Annotated in this window: 17 protein-coding genes; 16 read left to right on the top strand and 1 reads right to left on the bottom strand. The window is 61.8% G+C overall.

Annotation, left to right across the window (positions count from 1 at the left end):
* Nucleotides 1–22 precede the first annotated feature (22 nt).
* From rplO to FJ953_RS23540, 15 genes are all read left to right on the top strand, one after another.
* Nucleotides 23–496 (top strand): 50S ribosomal protein L15, encoded by a 474-nt coding sequence (gene rplO, locus FJ953_RS23610; RefSeq protein ID WP_140501273.1) that lies wholly within the window; start codon nucleotides 23–25, stop codon nucleotides 494–496.
* 191 nt (nucleotides 497–687) lie between these two features.
* Nucleotides 688–2,028, top strand: a complete 1,341-nt coding sequence (gene secY, locus FJ953_RS23605; protein WP_140501275.1) for a preprotein translocase subunit SecY — start codon at nucleotides 688–690, stop codon at nucleotides 2,026–2,028.
* Entirely contained in the window at nucleotides 2,025–2,633 is a 609-nt protein-coding gene (locus tag FJ953_RS23600) for an adenylate kinase (protein WP_140501277.1), read from the top strand. The genes secY and FJ953_RS23600 overlap by 4 nt, the downstream gene beginning before the upstream one ends.
* Before the next feature lie 191 nt (nucleotides 2,634–2,824).
* On the top strand, nucleotides 2,825–3,193 hold the full coding sequence (gene rpsM / locus FJ953_RS23595) for a 30S ribosomal protein S13 (protein ID WP_006205445.1): 369 nt from the start codon (nucleotides 2,825–2,827) through the stop codon (nucleotides 3,191–3,193).
* 156 nt (nucleotides 3,194–3,349) lie between these two features.
* Entirely contained in the window at nucleotides 3,350–3,739 is a 390-nt protein-coding gene (gene rpsK, locus FJ953_RS23590) for a 30S ribosomal protein S11 (RefSeq protein ID WP_006205444.1), read from the top strand.
* A gap of 101 nt (nucleotides 3,740–3,840) precedes the next feature.
* Nucleotides 3,841–4,851 (top strand): DNA-directed RNA polymerase subunit alpha, encoded by a 1,011-nt coding sequence (locus FJ953_RS23585; protein WP_023682599.1) that lies wholly within the window; start codon nucleotides 3,841–3,843, stop codon nucleotides 4,849–4,851.
* Nucleotides 4,852–4,894: 43 nt separating this feature from the next.
* Nucleotides 4,895–5,326, top strand: a complete 432-nt coding sequence (rplQ, locus tag FJ953_RS23580; protein ID WP_140501279.1) for a 50S ribosomal protein L17 — start codon at nucleotides 4,895–4,897, stop codon at nucleotides 5,324–5,326.
* 161 nt (nucleotides 5,327–5,487) lie between these two features.
* Nucleotides 5,488–6,978 (top strand): DegQ family serine endoprotease, encoded by a 1,491-nt coding sequence (locus tag FJ953_RS23575; protein ID WP_140525519.1) that lies wholly within the window; start codon nucleotides 5,488–5,490, stop codon nucleotides 6,976–6,978.
* Between the two features lie 45 nt (nucleotides 6,979–7,023).
* Nucleotides 7,024–8,331, top strand: coding sequence for a replication-associated recombination protein A (locus tag FJ953_RS23570; RefSeq protein WP_140525518.1), 1,308 nt, complete (start codon nucleotides 7,024–7,026; stop codon nucleotides 8,329–8,331).
* Between the two features lie 334 nt (nucleotides 8,332–8,665).
* Nucleotides 8,666–9,496 carry an aspartyl/asparaginyl beta-hydroxylase domain-containing protein gene (locus FJ953_RS23565; RefSeq protein WP_140525517.1) on the top strand — a complete coding sequence of 277 codons (831 nt, stop codon included), beginning with the start codon at nucleotides 8,666–8,668 and terminating at the stop codon, nucleotides 9,494–9,496.
* Nucleotides 9,497–9,563: 67 nt separating this feature from the next.
* On the top strand, nucleotides 9,564–9,938 hold the full coding sequence (crcB, locus tag FJ953_RS23560; protein ID WP_140515446.1) for a fluoride efflux transporter CrcB: 375 nt from the start codon (nucleotides 9,564–9,566) through the stop codon (nucleotides 9,936–9,938).
* Nucleotides 9,939–9,998: 60 nt separating this feature from the next.
* The gene (locus FJ953_RS23555; protein WP_140515445.1) at nucleotides 9,999–10,979 is read left to right on the top strand and encodes an RluA family pseudouridine synthase; all 981 of its coding nucleotides are present in this window, start codon (nucleotides 9,999–10,001) and stop codon (nucleotides 10,977–10,979) included.
* A 2-nt stretch (nucleotides 10,980–10,981) separates the two neighbouring features.
* The gene (locus tag FJ953_RS23550) at nucleotides 10,982–11,905 is read left to right on the top strand and encodes a DMT family transporter (protein ID WP_140525516.1); all 924 of its coding nucleotides are present in this window, start codon (nucleotides 10,982–10,984) and stop codon (nucleotides 11,903–11,905) included.
* Between the two features lies 1 nt (nucleotide 11,906).
* Nucleotides 11,907–12,698: an ATP12 family chaperone protein gene (locus FJ953_RS23545; RefSeq protein ID WP_140525515.1), complete on the top strand. Its 792-nt coding sequence runs from the start codon at nucleotides 11,907–11,909 to the stop codon at nucleotides 12,696–12,698.
* A 172-nt stretch (nucleotides 12,699–12,870) separates the two neighbouring features.
* Nucleotides 12,871–14,760, top strand: a complete 1,890-nt coding sequence (locus tag FJ953_RS23540) for an MFS transporter (protein ID WP_140525514.1) — start codon at nucleotides 12,871–12,873, stop codon at nucleotides 14,758–14,760.
* 77 nt (nucleotides 14,761–14,837) lie between these two features.
* On the opposite strand, the gene FJ953_RS23535 is transcribed toward FJ953_RS23540, so the two are convergent.
* Nucleotides 14,838–15,032, bottom strand: a complete 195-nt coding sequence (locus FJ953_RS23535; protein WP_140501298.1) for a DUF2735 domain-containing protein — start codon at nucleotides 15,030–15,032, stop codon at nucleotides 14,838–14,840.
* A gap of 311 nt (nucleotides 15,033–15,343) precedes the next feature.
* Here FJ953_RS23535 and FJ953_RS23530 point away from each other — a divergent pair, with 311 nt between their 5' ends.
* Nucleotides 15,344–16,384, top strand: coding sequence for a glutamine synthetase beta-grasp domain-containing protein (locus FJ953_RS23530; RefSeq protein ID WP_140625163.1), 1,041 nt, complete (start codon nucleotides 15,344–15,346; stop codon nucleotides 16,382–16,384).
* Nucleotides 16,385–16,851 lie beyond the last annotated feature (467 nt).

The following is a 16,851-nucleotide window of genomic DNA, read 5'->3' as shown; positions in this document are numbered from 1 at the left end:
GCACAGGCGCAGGAGAAGCAAGATGAAACTCAACGATCTGCGTGACAAGGACGGCGCGACGCATTCGAAGAAGCGTCTCGGCCGCGGCATCGGCTCCGGTTCCGGCAAGACTGCCGGTCGCGGCGTCAAGGGCCAGAAGGCGCGCTCCGGCGTCGCCGTCAACGGCTTCGAGGGTGGCCAGATGCCGCTCTATCGGCGCCTGCCGAAGCGTGGCTTCAACAACATCTTCGCCAAGAGCTTCACCGTCGTCTCGCTGGCCCGTATCCAGGCCGCTGTAGACGCCAAGAAGCTCGATGCGAAGGCGACCGTGACGGCCGAGGCGCTGGTAGCCGCCGGCGTCATCCGTCGCGTGAAGGACGGCGTGCGCGTGCTGTCGGACGGCGATCTCAAGGCGAAGCTCGCCTTTGACGTCGCCGGGGCCTCCAAGGCCGCGATCGAGAAGATCGAAAAGGCCGGCGGTTCGGTCAAGCTGCCGCAAGAGGCGGCCGCCGAGTAACAGCAATTTGAAGCGCGCTCGGCAAGGCCGGATCCGGTTTTGCTTTCGATCGCGCTTCGACCTGTTCAATATGGCGGCCGCGTCAACGCGGCCGCTTGCATGTTTACAGTCCGGAGCTTATCTCGTGAGCTTCGGTGACACGCGCCGCCTGACCTTAGGGCCATCAAGCGTGACCAAGCGGAGAATCGGGCATGGCTTCGGCTGCTGAACAACTAGCCTCGAATCTGAATTTCTCAGCCTTCGCCAAAGCGGAGGACCTGAAGAAACGAATCTGGTTCACCGTCGGCGCGCTGCTCGTCTACCGCCTCGGCACCTACATCCCGCTTCCCGGCATCAATCCCGATGCCTTCGCGCAGGCCTTCTCTTCGCAGAGCAAGGGCGTGCTGGGCATGTTCAACATGTTCGCCGGCGGCGCCGTGCAACGCATGGCGATCTTCGCGCTCGGCATCATGCCTTACATTTCCGCTTCCATCATCATGCAGCTGATGACCTCGGTCATCCCGTCGCTGGAAGCGCTGAAGAAGGAAGGCGAGCAGGGCCGCAAGGTCATCAACCAGTACACGCGCTACGGCACGGTGCTCCTGGCGCTGGTGCAGGCCTATGGTATTTCGGTCGGGCTTGAAGGCGGCAACGGCATCGTCAGCGATCCCGGCATGTTCTTCCGCATCTCGACCGTCGTCACGCTGGTCGGCGGCACCATGTTCCTGATGTGGCTCGGCGAGCAGATCACCGCGCGCGGCATCGGCAACGGCATTTCGCTGATCATCTTCTCCGGCATCGTCGCCGGCCTGCCGCATGCCATTTCCGGCACGCTGGAACTCGGCCGCACCGGAGCGCTGTCGACCGGCCTGATCCTGGCGATCATCGTGCTGGCCATCGTCGTCATCGCGCTCATCGTCTTCTTCGAGCGCGCCCAGCGGCGTCTGCTGATCCAGTATCCGAAGCGCCAGGTCGGCAACCGCATGTTCCAGGGCGACACTTCTCACCTGCCGCTCAAGCTCAACACGTCGGGCGTCATCCCGCCGATCTTCGCCTCGTCGCTGCTGTTGTTGCCGGCCACCGTCGCCGGCTTCTCGCAGACGACGAACATGCCGGCCTGGGCCAGCACCATCCTGGCCTCGCTCGGCCATGGCCAGCCGCTCTATATGTTGTTCTACGCGGCGATGATCGTGTTCTTCGCCTTCTTCTACACCGCGATCGTCTTTAACCCGAAGGACACCGCCGACCAGCTCAAGAAGCACTCCGGCTTCATCCCCGGCTACCGTCCGGGCGAGCGCACCGCCGACTATATCGACTACGTTCTTACCCGCATCACTGTCGTCGGTGCCATCTATCTGGTGCTGGTCTGTCTGCTGCCGGAGTTCCTGATCTCGGCGACTGGCGTACCATTCTACCTTGGTGGCACATCGCTTCTGATCGTGGTCAGTGTCACGCTCGACACGGTTGCGCAGATTCAGGGCCACCTGATCGCGCACCAATATGAAGGCCTGATCAAGAAGTCGAAGCTGCGCGGGGGGAAGAAAGCCAGATGAGGTTGATTTTGCTTGGGCCGCCAGGAGCGGGCAAGGGGACACAAGCACAAAGACTGGTAGAGAGACACGGCATCCCCCAGCTTTCCACGGGCGACATGCTGCGCGCCGCGGTCCAGGCCGGTACCGAAGTCGGCAAGCGCGCCAAGGCGGTCATGGATGCCGGCGAGTTGGTCTCGGATGCCATCGTCAACGCCATCGTGGCCGAGCGCATTGACCAGCCCGATTGCGCCAATGGTTTCATCCTCGACGGCTACCCGCGTACGCTGGTGCAGGCTGATGCGGTTGAATCGATGCTTGACGAACGTGGCATCGCGCTCGACACCGTCATCGAGCTTGTCGTCGATGACAAGGCGCTGGTCGGCCGCATCGTCAAGCGCGCCGATGAGGCCAAGGCAGCCGGTCAGCCGGTGCGCAAGGACGACAATCCGGCGGTGTTCGAGGAGCGCCTGCGGGAATATTACAAGAAGACCGCTCCGCTGATCGGCTATTATTATGCCAAGCGCCGGCTGAAGAGCGTGGACGGCATGGCTGGTATCGATGCCGTGACGTCGGAGATCGAAGCCGTGCTCGCGGCGACGGTGAAAGAGGCCGCCTCGGCCAAATAGCGATTGTGCTTGACTGAAGCGGTCCGCTGGGGTATGGCGGCCCGTCTTCCTGTCAGGCATGGAGTTTGCTTGCCCGCAAGGGCGGGGCAGCCGTTTTTGACCAGGAAACTCCCGCAAGGGCCGGCCTCCACCGGACGCGGGGCAACGCAGACAGCGCCGGCTCGTCCGGCCCATATGGAGATGAGAAGAACATGGCTCGTATAGCCGGCGTCAACATTCCGACCAACAAGCGCGTTGTCATCGCGCTTCAGTACATTCACGGCATCGGCAAGAAGTTCGCCCAGGAAATCGTCGACAAGGTCGGCATCCCGGCCGAGCGCCGCGTCAACCAGCTGACCGACGCGGAAGTGCTGCAGATCCGCGAGACGATCGACCGCGACTATCAGGTCGAGGGCGACCTGCGCCGCGAAGTGTCGATGAACATCAAGCGGCTCATGGACCTCGGCTGCTACCGCGGCCTGCGTCACCGTCGCTCGCTGCCGGTTCGCGGCCAGCGGACGCACACCAATGCACGCACCCGCAAGGGCCCGGCCAAGTCGATCGCCGGCAAGAAGAAGTAATTTAGGGCAGTAAGGGAGTAGGGGAGTAAGGCAGTAGGGAATGCCCGGCAATCGGGTCGCACTTTCCCTACTCCCTTACTGCCCTATTCCCCACTCCCTTACCAAGGTGGAGCCGCTGGCATTACGGCGGTGTAGAGATCAACTGAAAGGAATACCATGGCCAAGGAAGCCGCTCGTGTTCGCCGTCGCGAACGCAAGAACATCTCGTCGGGCGTTGCCCACGTCAATTCGACCTTCAACAACACCATGATCACCATCACTGACGCACAGGGCAATTCGATCGCCTGGTCGTCGGCCGGCGCCCAGGGCTTCAAGGGTTCGCGCAAGTCGACCCCCTTCGCCGCCCAGATGGCTGCCGAGGATGTTGCCAAGAAGGCCCAGGAACACGGCATGCGCATGCTCGAGGTCGAGGTCTGCGGACCCGGCTCCGGCCGTGAATCGGCGCTGCGCGCCCTGCAGGCGGCTGGCTTCACCATCACCTCGATCCGTGATGTGACCCCGATCCCGCACAATGGCTGCCGTCCGCGCAAGAAGCGTCGCGTCTAAGGAATTACCGAACGCCGCGTGAACGCCAGAAGCGTTCCTCCGCGGTTTTCCAGGTCGCCCGCCACGATTGGATGGTGGCGGGTCAACGGAAGGAAAGCATCATGATCCAGAAAAATTGGCAGGAACTGATCAAGCCGAACAAGATCGAGTTCTCGTCGAAGAAGAAGACGCTGACCACGCTGGTGGCCGAGCCGCTCGAACGCGGCTTCGGCCTCACGCTCGGCAACGCGTTGCGTCGCGTGCTTCTGTCCTCGCTGCGCGGCGCGGCAGTCACCGCCGTACAGATCGACGGCGTCCTGCATGAATTCTCGTCCATCGCCGGCGTGCGCGAGGACGTGACCGACATCGTCCTCAACATCAAGGAAATCGCCATCCGCATGGAAGGCGACGGCCCCAAGCGCATGGTTGTGCGCAAGCAGGGCCCGGGTGCGGTTCTCGCCGGCGACATCCAGACGGTGGGCGACGTCGAGATCCTCAATCCGGATCACGTCATCTGCACGCTGGACGAGGGCGCTGAAATCCGTATGGAATTCACTGTCGATACCGGCAAGGGTTACGTGCCGGCCGACCGCAACCGCGCCGAGGATGCACCGATCGGCCTGATCCCGGTCGACAGCCTCTATTCGCCGGTCAAGAAGGTCTCCTACAAGGTCGAGAACACCCGTGAGGGCCAGGTTCTCGACTACGACAAGCTGACCATGACCATCGAGACCGACGGTTCGATCTCGGGCGAGGACGCGGTGGCTTTCGCCGCCCGCATCCTGCAGGACCAGCTTGGCCTGTTCGTCAATTTCGACGAGCCGCAGAAGGAAGTCGCCACCGAAGCCGTCACCGAGCTTGCCTTCAACCCGGCGCTGCTCAAGAAGGTCGACGAACTCGAGCTTTCGGTGCGTTCGGCCAACTGCCTGAAGAACGACAACATCGTCTATATCGGCGATCTCATCCAGAAGACCGAAGCCGAGATGCTGCGTACCCCGAACTTCGGCCGCAAGTCGCTGAACGAGATCAAGGAAGTCCTCGCGGCGATGGGCCTGCACCTCGGTATGGAAGTGCCGGACTGGCCGCCGGAAAACATCGAAGACCTCGCCAAGCGTTACGAAGATCAATATTGAGGCTCCGAGGAGCTTCTCGAACCCGGAATGAAGGAGAAGAGCCATGCGCCATGGATTTAAAGGCCGCCGGTTCGCCCGCAGCATAAGCCATCGCAAGTCGATGTTTGCCAACCTTGCCGTGTCGCTGCTCGAACACGAGCAGATCGTCACCACCTTGCCCAAGGCGAAGGACCTGCGTCCGATCGTCGAGAAGCTGGTGACGCTCGGCAAGCGCGGCGACCTGCACGCCCGCCGCCAGGTGATCGCGCAGATCGGCAATGAAGGCGTCGTCAAGCGCCTATTCGACACCATCGCGCCGCGCTACGCGACCCGCAACGGCGGCTATCTGCGCATCATGAAGGCGGGCTTCCGCCACGGTGACAATGCCGCGATGGCGGTCATCGAATTCGTAGACCGCGACACGGAGGCCAAGGGCGCCGGCGACCGCGCCCGCCTCGAAGCCGAAGGCACCGATGCGGAAGCCGCAGCCGCTTAAGGCTTCGCTTTTCAAATGATTTAAGGGGCCTGCGGGCCCCTTTTTCATATTCTGGCCGCCTCGGCTGCTCCTGCGTCAAAATAATTCGATTTAATCGCCTTAGCCTTTCATTTTGCACATTCGTCGGGACAATGCGCCCCAACTCGCACGGAGGATTCGCAATGCGCGCTAAAAGACTGTCCCTGGTTCTGCTCTGCGCCTTTATGGCGTTCGCAACCACGCCGACAGTCCGGCAGGCATTGGCCGAGGATGCCCCCAAAGCCGATCCGGGCCTCTCCGACGTGCTCACCGACCTGCTGCACGGCGTCGAGGGCGAAAACGCCACCTCGGGCCCCGACAAGCGCGTGCCGTTCGGCCGTGAGGAGGTGCAGTTGTCGTTCGCGCCATTGGTCAAGCAGACGGCGCCGGCCGTGGTCAATGTCTATGCCTCGCAAACGGCCAAGGTCGTTTCGCCCTTCGAAGGCGATCCGTTCTTCGAAGAATTCTTCGGTCGCGCGCAGCCGCGCGCGCAGTCCTCCCTGGGCTCGGGCGTGCTTGTCGATCCGAGCGGCGTCATCGTCACCAATTTCCACGTCATCAAGAATGCCGACGAGGTGAAGGTCGCGACCGCCGACGGGCGCGAATTCACCAGCAAGGTGATGCTCAAGGACGAGACGCTCGATCTTGCCGTGCTCAAGATCGAATCCGACAAGCCATTCCCGGTCATCGCCATCGGCGATTCCGATGCGCTCGAAGTCGGTGACCTGGTGCTGGCCATCGGCAATCCTTTCGGTGTCGGGCAGACCACCACGAGCGGCATCGTTTCCGCACTTGCCCGCAGCCATATAGGCGTTTCGGATTCGGGTTATTTCATCCAGACGGACGCTGCCATCAATCCCGGCAATTCCGGCGGCGCGCTGATCAACATGGGCGGCCAGCTGGTCGGCATCAACACCGCCATCTTCAGCCGCAGCGGCGGCTCGATCGGCATCGGCTTTGCCATTCCTGCCAATATGGTGCGCGCTTTCGCCGATGCCGCCAAGGCCGGTCTCGATTTCTTCGAGCGGCCTTACATCGGGGCCGAGTTCGAAGCGGTGACGCCGCAGATCGCTGAATCGCTCGGCATGGAAAAGCCTGCCGGCGCGCTGGTCTCGTCCGTTGACGCGTCCGGACCGGCCGGCAAGGCCGGATTGAAGCCTGGCGATGTCGTCCTGCAGATCAACGGCAAGCCGGTCGAGAGCATCGAGGCACTGGACTATCGCATGGCGACGCTGTCGATCGGTACAAAGGCCAATTTCGCGGTGCTGACCAAAGGCCAGCAGGCGGCGATGGACATCGCCCTGGAACGCGCGCCCGAGGGTGCAAAACCCTCGGAGGTGACGCTGCATGGCCGCAGCCCCTTCTCGGGCGCCAAGGTTGCGGAATTATCGCCGCGGCTGGCTCAGAAGCTCGGCCTGCGCACCGACATCAAGGGCGTCACCGTGGTCGACATCAATCGCGATTCGCCGGCCGCCGATTTCGGCTTCCAGCCGGGCGACATCGTGCGCGAGGTCAACGGCACGACAATCGATACGGCGGCGACGCTGGCGCAGGCTTCCCAGCAGGATACGCGCTGGTGGCGCTTTACCGTCGAGCGCGGCGGGCAGATACTGCGCCAGGTGTTGCGTTACTGAGCTCGATCGCTGAAGAGATCGCGCTCCAAACCCAAAAAGAAGTGCATGGCCGATCTGTTCAGTGTCGATGAACCGGAAAAGGCGCCGCCAGGCCGGCCGCTGGCAGACAGGCTGCGCCCGAAAAACCTTGGCGAGGTCGTCGGCCAGGAGCATCTGACCGGCCCCGATGGCGCACTGACCCGGCTGATTAATTCCGGTTCGCTCGGCTCCATGATTTTCTGGGGGCCGCCCGGCACCGGCAAGACCACGGTGGCGCGCCTGCTTGCCGGTGAAACCAGCCTTGCCTTCGAGCAGATTTCGGCGGTTTTCTCCGGCGTAGCCGAGCTGAAGAAAGTGTTCGAGGCGGCCAAGCTGCGCCGCGCCAATGGCCGCCAGACCCTGCTGTTCGTCGACGAGATCCACCGCTTCAACCGCGCCCAGCAGGACGGCTTCCTTCCAGTCATGGAAGACGGCACCGTCGTGCTCGTCGGCGCTACCACCGAAAATCCGTCCTTCGAGCTCAATGCAGCTCTGCTGTCGCGTGCGCGCGTGCTGGTTTTCCATTCGCTTGGCGAGGAAAGCATCGCAAAGCTTCTGGCCAGGGCCGAAGAGACGGAGGGCAGGGCGCTGCCGCTCGATGATGAGGCGCGAGCGATGCTCATCCGCATGAGCGACGGCGATGGCCGGGCCTCGCTGACGCTGGCGGAAGAAGTTTGGCGCGCCGCCAAACCAGGCGAAGTGTTCGGTCCCGAAGGCTTGCAGCGCATCATCCAGCGTCGGGCGCCGATCTACGACAAGGGCCAGGACGGTCATTACAATTTGATCTCGGCGCTGCACAAATCCGTGCGCGGCTCCGATCCCGATGCCGCGCTCTACTACCTCGCGCGCATGTTCGACGCTGGCGAGGATCCGCTCTATCTCGGCCGGCGGCTGGTGCGCATGGCGATGGAGGACATCGGGCTGGCCGATCCCCAGGCATTGGTTGTCGCCAACGCGGCCAAGGACGCCTACGATTATCTGGGTTCGCCCGAAGGCGAACTCGCCTTCGCCGAGGCCACCGTCTATCTCGCCACGGCGCCCAAATCCAACGCGGTCTACACCGCCTTCAAAGCCGCCACGCGTGCCGCCAAGGAGCACGGCTCGCTGCTGCCGCCCAAGCACATCCTCAACGCGCCGACAAAGTTGATGAAGGACGAAGATTACGGTGCCGGCTACCGCTATGATCATGACGAACCGGACGCGTTTTCCGGCCAGGACTATTTTCCGGAAAAGATGGGCCGCCAGACCTTCTACGACCCACCCGAACGCGGTTTCGAGCGCGATATCAGGAAACGGCTCGACTACTGGGCAAAGCTGCGCAAAGAGCGGGAATAGCAGGCTTGCGACGGCCGGTGGCGGTTGCGGTCCGAAACGAGGCTTCACCTGGGGTATTTCCACGTCGGTTCTTCTGCACGCGCTGCTCGCGGCCACGATTATATCGATGCCAATGCCGCAGCTTCCGAGCCGGCCGGAGGAAGAGCAGGTAACGGTCGACATCCTGACCCCGCGACAGTTCGAGGTCTCGGCAAGGCAGTCAGCCGGGCCACGATGCCGTGGCCGTTGTGCGGCAACCCAAAAGACCTTATCAAGGCGCACGGCCGGGCGGTGGTCGTTGTCGTGAATTTGGCACTATTCATTCGCAACAGGATCGCGCTCGGCGCGTGGAAAAATGACAAAAACCCTTCGCAAGACCCTTCGCAAATTCGCCATTGCCATCCCGCTCCTTGCCCTTGGCTTCTATTTCATTCCGATCCTCACGACGATTTTCGTGGTTTGCGGCCTGATCGACGTGCTGCGCAACGACCGCAAGAATCTGTCCCTGTTCAGCGGCTATTTCCTGGGCAATGGCCTCTTCACCTGGCTGCTTTCGCCATTCAACCTGCTGGTCGACCTCCTGTGCTACAGAAATCCGGGCGTGTGGAAGCTGGAGCAGTTCCCGCAGGATTATCAGCGCGAAGTCAACGAGGTCTTGGATGTCTTCAAGGCGCGCAAGGCCGAAATCATCGCCGACATCGACGCCAATTTCGGCGCCGGCCGGCGCGGCATGTATGTCTACCAATGGTATGGCAAGCACAGGATAGACAACGTCGCCGAGTTCAACAAGGATTTCAAATACATCAAGACGATTGCCGTCTCGGTCTTCAGCAAACGCGAATCGACCTCCTGGCACTTCGGACCGCTGCGGCTCAGCCTCCGCATCCTCTACAACCTCATTCCGGTGAAGTCAGAGATCTTCGTCGAATGCGGCAACGTCAAGAACTATTGGTACGACAATCCGCTGTTCATTTTCGACGACACGCTGCTGCATCGCTCGGTCAACGAGTATGACGGTCGTCGCTACTGCGTATTCATGGACATTATCAGGCCGTCCCCGGTCCCCAGGCTTATCGCCGGCCTTCTCGCCATCGTCTCGGTGAGTGTCGAGAGGATCAATTCGATGTTCTACAAGAACTGGAAGATGATCGGCTCGACCAAGCCGAAAAAAGCAGAAACTACCTGAGCTGGCAAGTTTTCGAACGTAGCCGGCGCGCCGGATAGGTATGAATAGTCGGGGACAGTATACGGCGATGTTCAATCTGCTTCTCGTGGCCGCCGGCGGCGGCATTGGCGCCGGCGTTCGCCATCTGACCAATATGGGCTCGCTGCGCCTTGTCGGTCCCAACTATCCCTGGGGCACGATGGCGATCAACATCGTCGGTTCGTTCGCGATGGGCCTGTTCATCGCCGCCCTGGCGCGCCGCGGCGGGTCTAACGAACTCAGGCTGTTTGTTGCCACCGGCATCTTAGGCGGCTTCACGACGTTTTCCGCCTTTTCGCTCGATTTCGCGACCTTGTGGGAGCGGGGAGCCACCTTGCCGGCGTTTGGATATGCGCTGGCCAGCGTGATTGGCGCCATCATTGCCCTGTTTTTGGGTCTTTGGCTCGCAAGAAGCCTGCCTTAATGCTATTGCCGCGCCGAGAGCAGGCTTGGGCCTGCCAGGAAACGGGTAAGCGAAAACAATATGGCAGGCGTTGAACAGATCACGGTGGAGGCCGGCGAGGCGGGCATGCGGCTCGACCGCTGGTTCAAGACCCATTTCCCGGGCCTTGGCTTTGGTCATCTGCAGAAGCTGCTTCGGTCCGGGCAGATCCGCGTCGACGGCGGCCGCGTCAAGGCCGACACCCGTGTCGAGCCTGGCCAGACGGTGCGCATTCCACCGCTGGAAGTGGACAAGAAGGGCGACAGCCCGCTGACCGGCCATTCGATCCGCAACCAGGGCGATGCCGAAGTCCTGGCAAAGATGCTGATCCATGAGGATCCGAAGGTTTTCGTCTTCAACAAGCCGGCTGGCCTTGCCGTGCAGGGCGGCTCGGGCGTCACCCGTAACGTCGACGACATGTTGGAAGCCTGGCGCAACCAGAAGGGCGAGAAGCCGCGGCTGGTGCACCGGCTCGATCGCGACACGTCTGGCGTGCTGGTCGTCGCCCGCACCCGGCTGGCGGCGATGAAGCTCTCCGAGGCGTTTCGCGCCCGCGAGACCAAGAAGACCTACTGGGCTTTGGTCAAGGGCGTGCCGCCCAAGCGCGAGGATAAGATATCGACCTGGCTGATCAAGGAAGCCACGCCGGATGGCGATCGGGTGCGCATTGCCAAGCACGGCGAAAAGGGCGCCGACCATGCCGTATCCTACTATCGCATCATCGAGCAGGCGGCGCAGGCGCTGACCTGGCTGGAGATGGAGCCCTATACCGGCCGCACCCATCAATTGCGCGTTCATGCCGCCCATATCGGTTGTCCCATCATCGGCGATCCCAAATATTTCGAGGCCGACACCAACTGGGATTTTCCGGGTGGGATGCAGAATCGCCTGCATCTGCACGCGCGCCGCATCGTCATCCCGCATCCGGACCAGGGTTTCATCGACGTCACCGCGCCTATGCCGCCGCATATGCGCCAGAGCTGGAACCTGATCGGCTTCGACGACGCCAGTGCGGAGGATTGACCATGAGCGGCGCTGCCGATGCGCTCGACCGTCGCGATGCGGTCGACATGGCGGCCGCCGCCATAATGGTCGGCCTGACGTTCTCCTGGGGCCTGAATTATGTCGCCGCCAAGATCTCCTATGCCGGCTATGATCCGGTTTTCCTGTCGATCGCGCGCTCGGTTATCGGCGGGCTCTGCGTCTTCCTCTGGTGCCGCTGGCGCGGCATTTCGCTTTTCAAGAGGGACGGGACATTGCTCGCGGGCATTGCAGTCGGCGTGCTCTTCGGCATCGAGTTCCTCTGCCTTTATGTCGGGCTGGAGCACACCACGGTCGCCCGCAACACGCTGCTGGTCAACACCATGCCGTTCTGGATGCTGCTGGGAGGGCATTTCCTGCTCGGCGAGCCGATCAGCCTGCGCAAATCCCTTGGCCTTCTGCTTGCCTTTGCCGGCCTCGCCGCGGTCTTTTCCGACAAGCTCGGCGGCAGCGGGGACATGCTGTTCGGCGATCTGCTGAGCCTTGGCTCCGGATTCGTCTGGGCCTTGACCAATATTCTCATCAAGCGCTCGAAGCTGGTCGAGACGAGCGCCGAAAAGCTGCTGCTCTATCAACTCTCCGGCGCTGCGATCGTCGGCGTCCTGGTGTTGCCTCTGGCCGGCCCCTCCGTGCGCGATCCCACGCTGTTGCCGACTTTGGCCCTGCTTTTCCAGGCGCTCTATGTCGTCGCCTTCACCTATGTGTTGTGGTTCTGGCTGCTGCGGCGCTATCCCGCCTCCAGCCTGTCGAGTTTCACGTTCCTGTCGCCGGTCTTCGGCGTGCTGTGCGGCGCCCTGTTCTTGAACGAGCCGCTGACCATACGCATTTTTCTGGCACTTGGTCTCATTGCCGCCGGTCTGGTCATCGTCAACAGGCCGCCGCGCCAGCAGACGGCCGAAGGAGGCTGACATGCGCGATATCCTCAGCGATCTCGAGGCGGGGAAACTGCTCTCCGACCCCGATCCGGTGCGCCGCGCCCAGATCCAGATGAAGAAGCCGCTGCCGAAGCGTTTTTACAAGATCGTTTCGGTCGCGCCGGCCGATGATGGCTTTGCCGTCCATCTCGACGGCAAACCGGTGCGCACGCCGGGCAAGGCGCTGCTGACGCTGCCGACCGAGAAGGCGGCATCGCTGGTCGCCGATGAATTCGCCGCCCAGGGCGAGACCATCGATCCGGTGTCGATGCCGGTGATGCGTCTCGTCAACACCGCGCTCGACGGCGTCGCCAGCGATCCGCAGGCGGTGCTGGAGGACATACTGCGCTTTGCCTCGTCGGATCTGCTCTGTTATCGCGCCGACGCACCACAAGGCTTGGTCGAGCGGCAGAACGAGCTGTGGGATCCTGTCCTCGACTGGGCGCAGGCAGCACTCGGCGCTCGCTTCAACCTTGCCGAGGGCATCATTCACGTCGATCAACCGCGCGAAACCATTGCTGTGCTGGGTGCGCATCTTGCCCAGCGCGCCGAGCCGCTGCGCCTGGCAGCGATCCACGTCATGACCTCGCTGACCGGTTCGGCGCTGCTGGCGTTGGCCGTGGATTTCGGCGAACTCGGCGGTGAGGCGGCCTGGACTGCCGGCCATGTCGACGAGGATTGGCAGATCGAGCATTGGGGACAGGATGCGGAGGCTGTCGCGCGCCGCTCCGCCCGTAAGCGCGACATGATGGCTGCCGTCGGTCTTATCGAGGCGCTCGAAGGCTGACCGGCCACCGCACCGCACCTAATACCAAAGTCATAATCCCAAAGTCATCTGCCGTTGGCAGGCGCTTTCTGTCATTTTTCCCGTGATTGCTGCCGCGAGTCTGCGTTCGGAGAGAAATGCGAACGCAGGGGCGCTGCATCGAGCACAAGGGTCTCACGGGAGGAGCATCTCAATGGCTATCGCATCGACCGCCAGCGGAAAGAGCCGCGGCATGACGCGAGAAGAGAAGAAAGTCATCTTCGCTTCTTCGCTCGGCACCGTTTTCGAATGGTACGATTTTTATCTCTACGGATCGCTCGCGGCCTTTATTGGTTCGACCTTTTTCAGCCCGACCATTCCGGAAGCGACGCGCAATATTTTCGCGCTGCTGGCTTTCGCCGCCGGCTTCCTCGTCCGTCCGTTCGGCGCTTTGCTGTTCGGCCGCATCGGCGACCTTGTCGGCCGTAAATATACCTTCCTCGTCACCATGACGATCATGGGCCTGTCGACCTTCCTGGTGGGCTTGCTGCCTGGTTATGCGAGCCTCGGCATCGCGGCTCCGGTGATCCTGATCATCCTGCGCATGCTCCAGGGCTTGGCACTGGGCGGCGAATATGGCGGCGCGGCCACCTATGTCGCCGAGCATGCGCCGGACGACCGGCGCGGCTACTATACGTCGTGGATCCAGACGACCGCCACACTCGGCCTGTTCCTGTCGCTGATCGTCATCCTGATCGTCCAGGGCTCGATGAGCAAGGAAACCTATGCCGCCTGGGGCTGGCGCGTTCCTTTCATCGTATCGTTCCTGTTGCTCGGCATTTCCATCTGGATCCGGCTGTCGCTTTCCGAATCCCCCACCTTCCAGCGCATGAAGGAAGAGGGCAAGGGTTCCAAGGCACCGCTCTCGGAAGCCTTCGGCCAGTGGAAGAACGCCAAGATCGCGCTGCTGGCACTGCTCGGCCTTACGGCTGGCCAGGCCGTGGTCTGGTATAACGGCCAGTTCTACGCCCTGTTCTTCCTCCAGAACGTGTTGAAGCTGGACGCACAGTCGGTCAACATCATGATCGCCATCGCGCTTGCGCTGGGCTCCATCTTCTTCGTCGTGTTCGGCTGGCTCTCCGACAAGATCGGCCGCAAACCGATCATCATGGCCGGGCTCGCACTGGCGATCGTCTGCACCTTCCCGCTGTTCAAGGCATTGACGTGGGCCGCCAATCCGGCCCTTGCCGAGGCACAGCAGAGCACCCGCGCGACGGTGACCGCGGCACCCGGCGACTGCAGGTTCCAGTTCAATCCGGTGGGCACCGCCAAGTTCACGACGTCTTGCGACATCGCGACCTCGTTCCTGACCAAGAACTCGGTGCCCTATGACGTCGTTTCCACGGCGGCACCCGGTACGGCTGCTTCGGTCAAGATCGGCAATGAAACGGTGGCATCCTACGATGCTGTCGCCGCGGGCGACCAGGCCAAGGCCAAGGAGGCCGCCTTCGTCAAGGCCGTCAACATGTCGCTGCAGGACGGCGGATATCCGCTGAAGCGTGCTGCGATCAAGATACCGGACCAGAAGCTCGACGCGTTTGTCGCTGCCAATCCCGAACTGAAGCTCGACGCCGCCGCCATCCGCGCCGGCGAGAAGGCGACGGTTCCTACCGATCAGGCTATCAAGGACAAGCTTTTGACCGCCGACGAGGCTGCCGGTGCGCCTGAGGTCACCGTCTACAACATACCCGGCGGCGGTGCCTTCGCCATGTTCGCCGACCCTGCGGCCGTGAACTGGCCTATGACGATCGCCATCCTGTTCGTCCTCGTCCTGTTCGTGACCATGGTCTACGGTCCGATCGCGGCCATCCTGGTCGAGATGTTCCCGACCCGCATCCGCTACACCGGCATGTCGCTGCCCTACCATATCGGCAATGGCTGGTTCGGCGGGTTGCTGCCGGCGACGGTGTTCGCGCTCAGTGCCTACAGGGGCGACATCTATTATGGCCTCTGGTATCCCGTGATAATCGCGGCGATGTCGCTCGTCATCGGCATGATCTTCGTCAAGGATACGCTGGGCACGAACCTGGAGACCAAGCAGTAACGGGTCGGATCCACATGCATGAGAAAACCCGGCGCGAGCGATCGCGCCGGGTTTTCATATCGAGGCTGAAGATGCGTTCAGCTCTTCGGCTGCTGGTTTTCTTCCTCGACAGCGGCCTCGTGATACCAGCCATCGAAATCGGCATGCGTGTTACGCAGCGAGGCAAGCTCTGCCGCGAACTTGGCCTTCGCGCCTAAATTTGAGGCAGATACGCGGCCTGCAAGCGGGAACATCAGGATCTTTGCCGACGGACGGGCGAGGGTGACTTCCATTGGCGGTCTCCTTTCTTCTCCGAGGGTCAGTTGATTCAGCTTTTCCTCAAAATAGGTTCTGCGATTCATTTAGGCAATATGCTTATGAAAAGATCAGTTATTGCCTATTATTTGCGCAATCTCTGCGTCTGATCGATCCCGGCGCATTGCTGGGGCGGTGCAGCGAATTCACGGGAATCTTACGACCATTTTGTCGCACCGGTCGATGCCAGAGTGGCATATGAATTGCTTTTTACCAGTCGGCAGGTCGGCTTGCTCCGGCCATGCGTCGACACCGCGTGCGGTGGTCAAGCACAACGAGAGGCTCTAGAATGACCAAATACAAGCTCGAGTATATCTGGCTCGACGGATACACCCCGGCCCCCAATCTTCGCGGCAAGACCCAGATCAAGGATTATGCCGAGTTCCCGAAGCTCGACCAGCTGCCGCTGTGGGGCTTCGACGGCTCGTCCACCATGCAGGCCGAGGGCCGAAGCTCCGATTGCGTGTTGAAGCCGGTCGCGCTTTATCCCGATCCGGCCCGCACCAACGGCGTTCTCGTCATGTGCGAAGTCATGATGCCCGATGGCGTCACGCCGCACGTGTCCAACAGCCGCGCGACCATTCTCGACGACGAGGATGCCTGGTTCGGTTTCGAGCAGGAGTACTTCTTCTACAAGGATGGCCGTCCGCTCGGTTTCCCCGAGAGCGGTTATCCCGCCCCGCAGGGCCCGTACTACACCGGCGTCGGCTATTCGAACGTCGGCAGCATCGCGCGCCAGATCGTCGAAGAGCATCTCGACCTCTGCCTTGCCGCGGGTATCAACCATGAAGGCATCAACGCCGAAGTGGCCAAAGGCCAGTGGGAATTCCAGATTTTCGGCAAGGGCTCCAAGAAGGCCGCCGATCAGATGTGGATGGCCCGCTACCTGCTCCAGCGCCTCACCGAAAAGTACGGCATAGATATCGAGTTCCACTGCAAGCCGCTCGGCGACACCGATTGGAACGGCTCGGGCATGCATTGCAACTTCTCGACCAAATATATGCGCGAAGCCGGCGGCAAGGGTTATTTCGAGGCCCTGATGGCGCAGTTCGAAAAGAACCTGATGGACCATATCGCCGTGTACGGCCCGGACAACGACAAGCGTCTGACCGGCAAGCACGAGACGGCGCCCTGGAACAAGTTCAGCTATGGTATCGCCGACCGCGGCGCCTCGATCCGCGTGCCGCATTCGTTCGTCAAGAATGACTACAAGGGTTATCTGGAAGACCGCCGCCCGAACTCGCAGGGCGACCCCTACCAGATCGCTTCCCAGGTCCTGAAGACGATCTCGCAGGTTTCGACCGGCGCATCGGTTTCGGCCGCTGCTTGATATTTCACGTCGGGCCTCAAGATCCCGACAACCATGACGCGAGCCCCGGCGGGAGTTGCCGGGGCTTTTTCGTGTGACGATGGCGGGCACTATCGCATGCCGCTGTTTCCGTTCTCCGCTCCTCGTCTTCCTGGCTCCTGGCCTGGCAAAGCAAATTCCCCCAAAAAAAGTCAGGTTAAAAAGGGCGGCTCAAACCAATCCCGACAAGGCGGCTTTGGGCTGACGAAAGCATACCTTGGCGCCGGGCCGCAGGCTTCGAAATCCTCGAAAAAGCCCGGAAATCCGGCCATTCCGACAAGAATGCCTGTCGACCGATCCTTTCATAAGCCCCTGTTCATGCACCAAAATCGAACCTCTCGACGCCCGGCAGGCGACATTGACAGGCTGCGGCGCAACATGCGTATTCGCAGGCATTGGGGGATACGCCAAGCGGTGCTGTTCGAACGGGGCGGGGTTTCTTGAACGAC

The sequence above is a fragment of the Mesorhizobium sp. B2-3-6 genome (assembly GCF_006442305.1).
Taxonomy (GTDB): Bacteria; Pseudomonadota; Alphaproteobacteria; order Rhizobiales; family Rhizobiaceae; genus Mesorhizobium.
The sequence above is the reverse complement of the archived record's forward strand: the minus strand, read 5'-3'. Positions and strand labels throughout refer to the sequence as shown.

What these genes read in the sequence shown, in the direction of transcription:
- FJ953_RS23535 (WP_140501298.1), bottom strand. Translation starts at nt 15,032, where the DNA reads ATGGAAGTCACCCTCGCCCGTCCGTCGGCAAAGATCCTGATGTTCCCG.
- FJ953_RS23550 (WP_140525516.1), top strand. Translation starts at nt 10,982, where the DNA reads ATGAGCGGCGCTGCCGATGCGCTCGACCGTCGCGATGCGGTCGACATG.
- FJ953_RS23540 (WP_140525514.1), top strand. Translation starts at nt 12,871, where the DNA reads ATGGCTATCGCATCGACCGCCAGCGGAAAGAGCCGCGGCATGACGCGA.
- FJ953_RS23545 (WP_140525515.1), top strand. Translation starts at nt 11,907, where the DNA reads ATGCGCGATATCCTCAGCGATCTCGAGGCGGGGAAACTGCTCTCCGAC.
- rplQ (WP_140501279.1), top strand. Translation starts at nt 4,895, where the DNA reads ATGCGCCATGGATTTAAAGGCCGCCGGTTCGCCCGCAGCATAAGCCAT.
- rpsK (WP_006205444.1), top strand. Translation starts at nt 3,350, where the DNA reads ATGGCCAAGGAAGCCGCTCGTGTTCGCCGTCGCGAACGCAAGAACATC.
- FJ953_RS23575 (WP_140525519.1), top strand. Translation starts at nt 5,488, where the DNA reads ATGCGCGCTAAAAGACTGTCCCTGGTTCTGCTCTGCGCCTTTATGGCG.
- FJ953_RS23530 (WP_140625163.1), top strand. Translation starts at nt 15,344, where the DNA reads ATGACCAAATACAAGCTCGAGTATATCTGGCTCGACGGATACACCCCG.
- FJ953_RS23600 (WP_140501277.1), top strand. Translation starts at nt 2,025, where the DNA reads ATGAGGTTGATTTTGCTTGGGCCGCCAGGAGCGGGCAAGGGGACACAA.
- rplO (WP_140501273.1), top strand. Translation starts at nt 23, where the DNA reads ATGAAACTCAACGATCTGCGTGACAAGGACGGCGCGACGCATTCGAAG.
- FJ953_RS23565 (WP_140525517.1), top strand. Translation starts at nt 8,666, where the DNA reads ATGACAAAAACCCTTCGCAAGACCCTTCGCAAATTCGCCATTGCCATC.
- secY (WP_140501275.1), top strand. Translation starts at nt 688, where the DNA reads ATGGCTTCGGCTGCTGAACAACTAGCCTCGAATCTGAATTTCTCAGCC.
- FJ953_RS23570 (WP_140525518.1), top strand. Translation starts at nt 7,024, where the DNA reads ATGGCCGATCTGTTCAGTGTCGATGAACCGGAAAAGGCGCCGCCAGGC.
- FJ953_RS23555 (WP_140515445.1), top strand. Translation starts at nt 9,999, where the DNA reads ATGGCAGGCGTTGAACAGATCACGGTGGAGGCCGGCGAGGCGGGCATG.
- crcB (WP_140515446.1), top strand. Translation starts at nt 9,564, where the DNA reads ATGTTCAATCTGCTTCTCGTGGCCGCCGGCGGCGGCATTGGCGCCGGC.
- rpsM (WP_006205445.1), top strand. Translation starts at nt 2,825, where the DNA reads ATGGCTCGTATAGCCGGCGTCAACATTCCGACCAACAAGCGCGTTGTC.
- FJ953_RS23585 (WP_023682599.1), top strand. Translation starts at nt 3,841, where the DNA reads ATGATCCAGAAAAATTGGCAGGAACTGATCAAGCCGAACAAGATCGAG.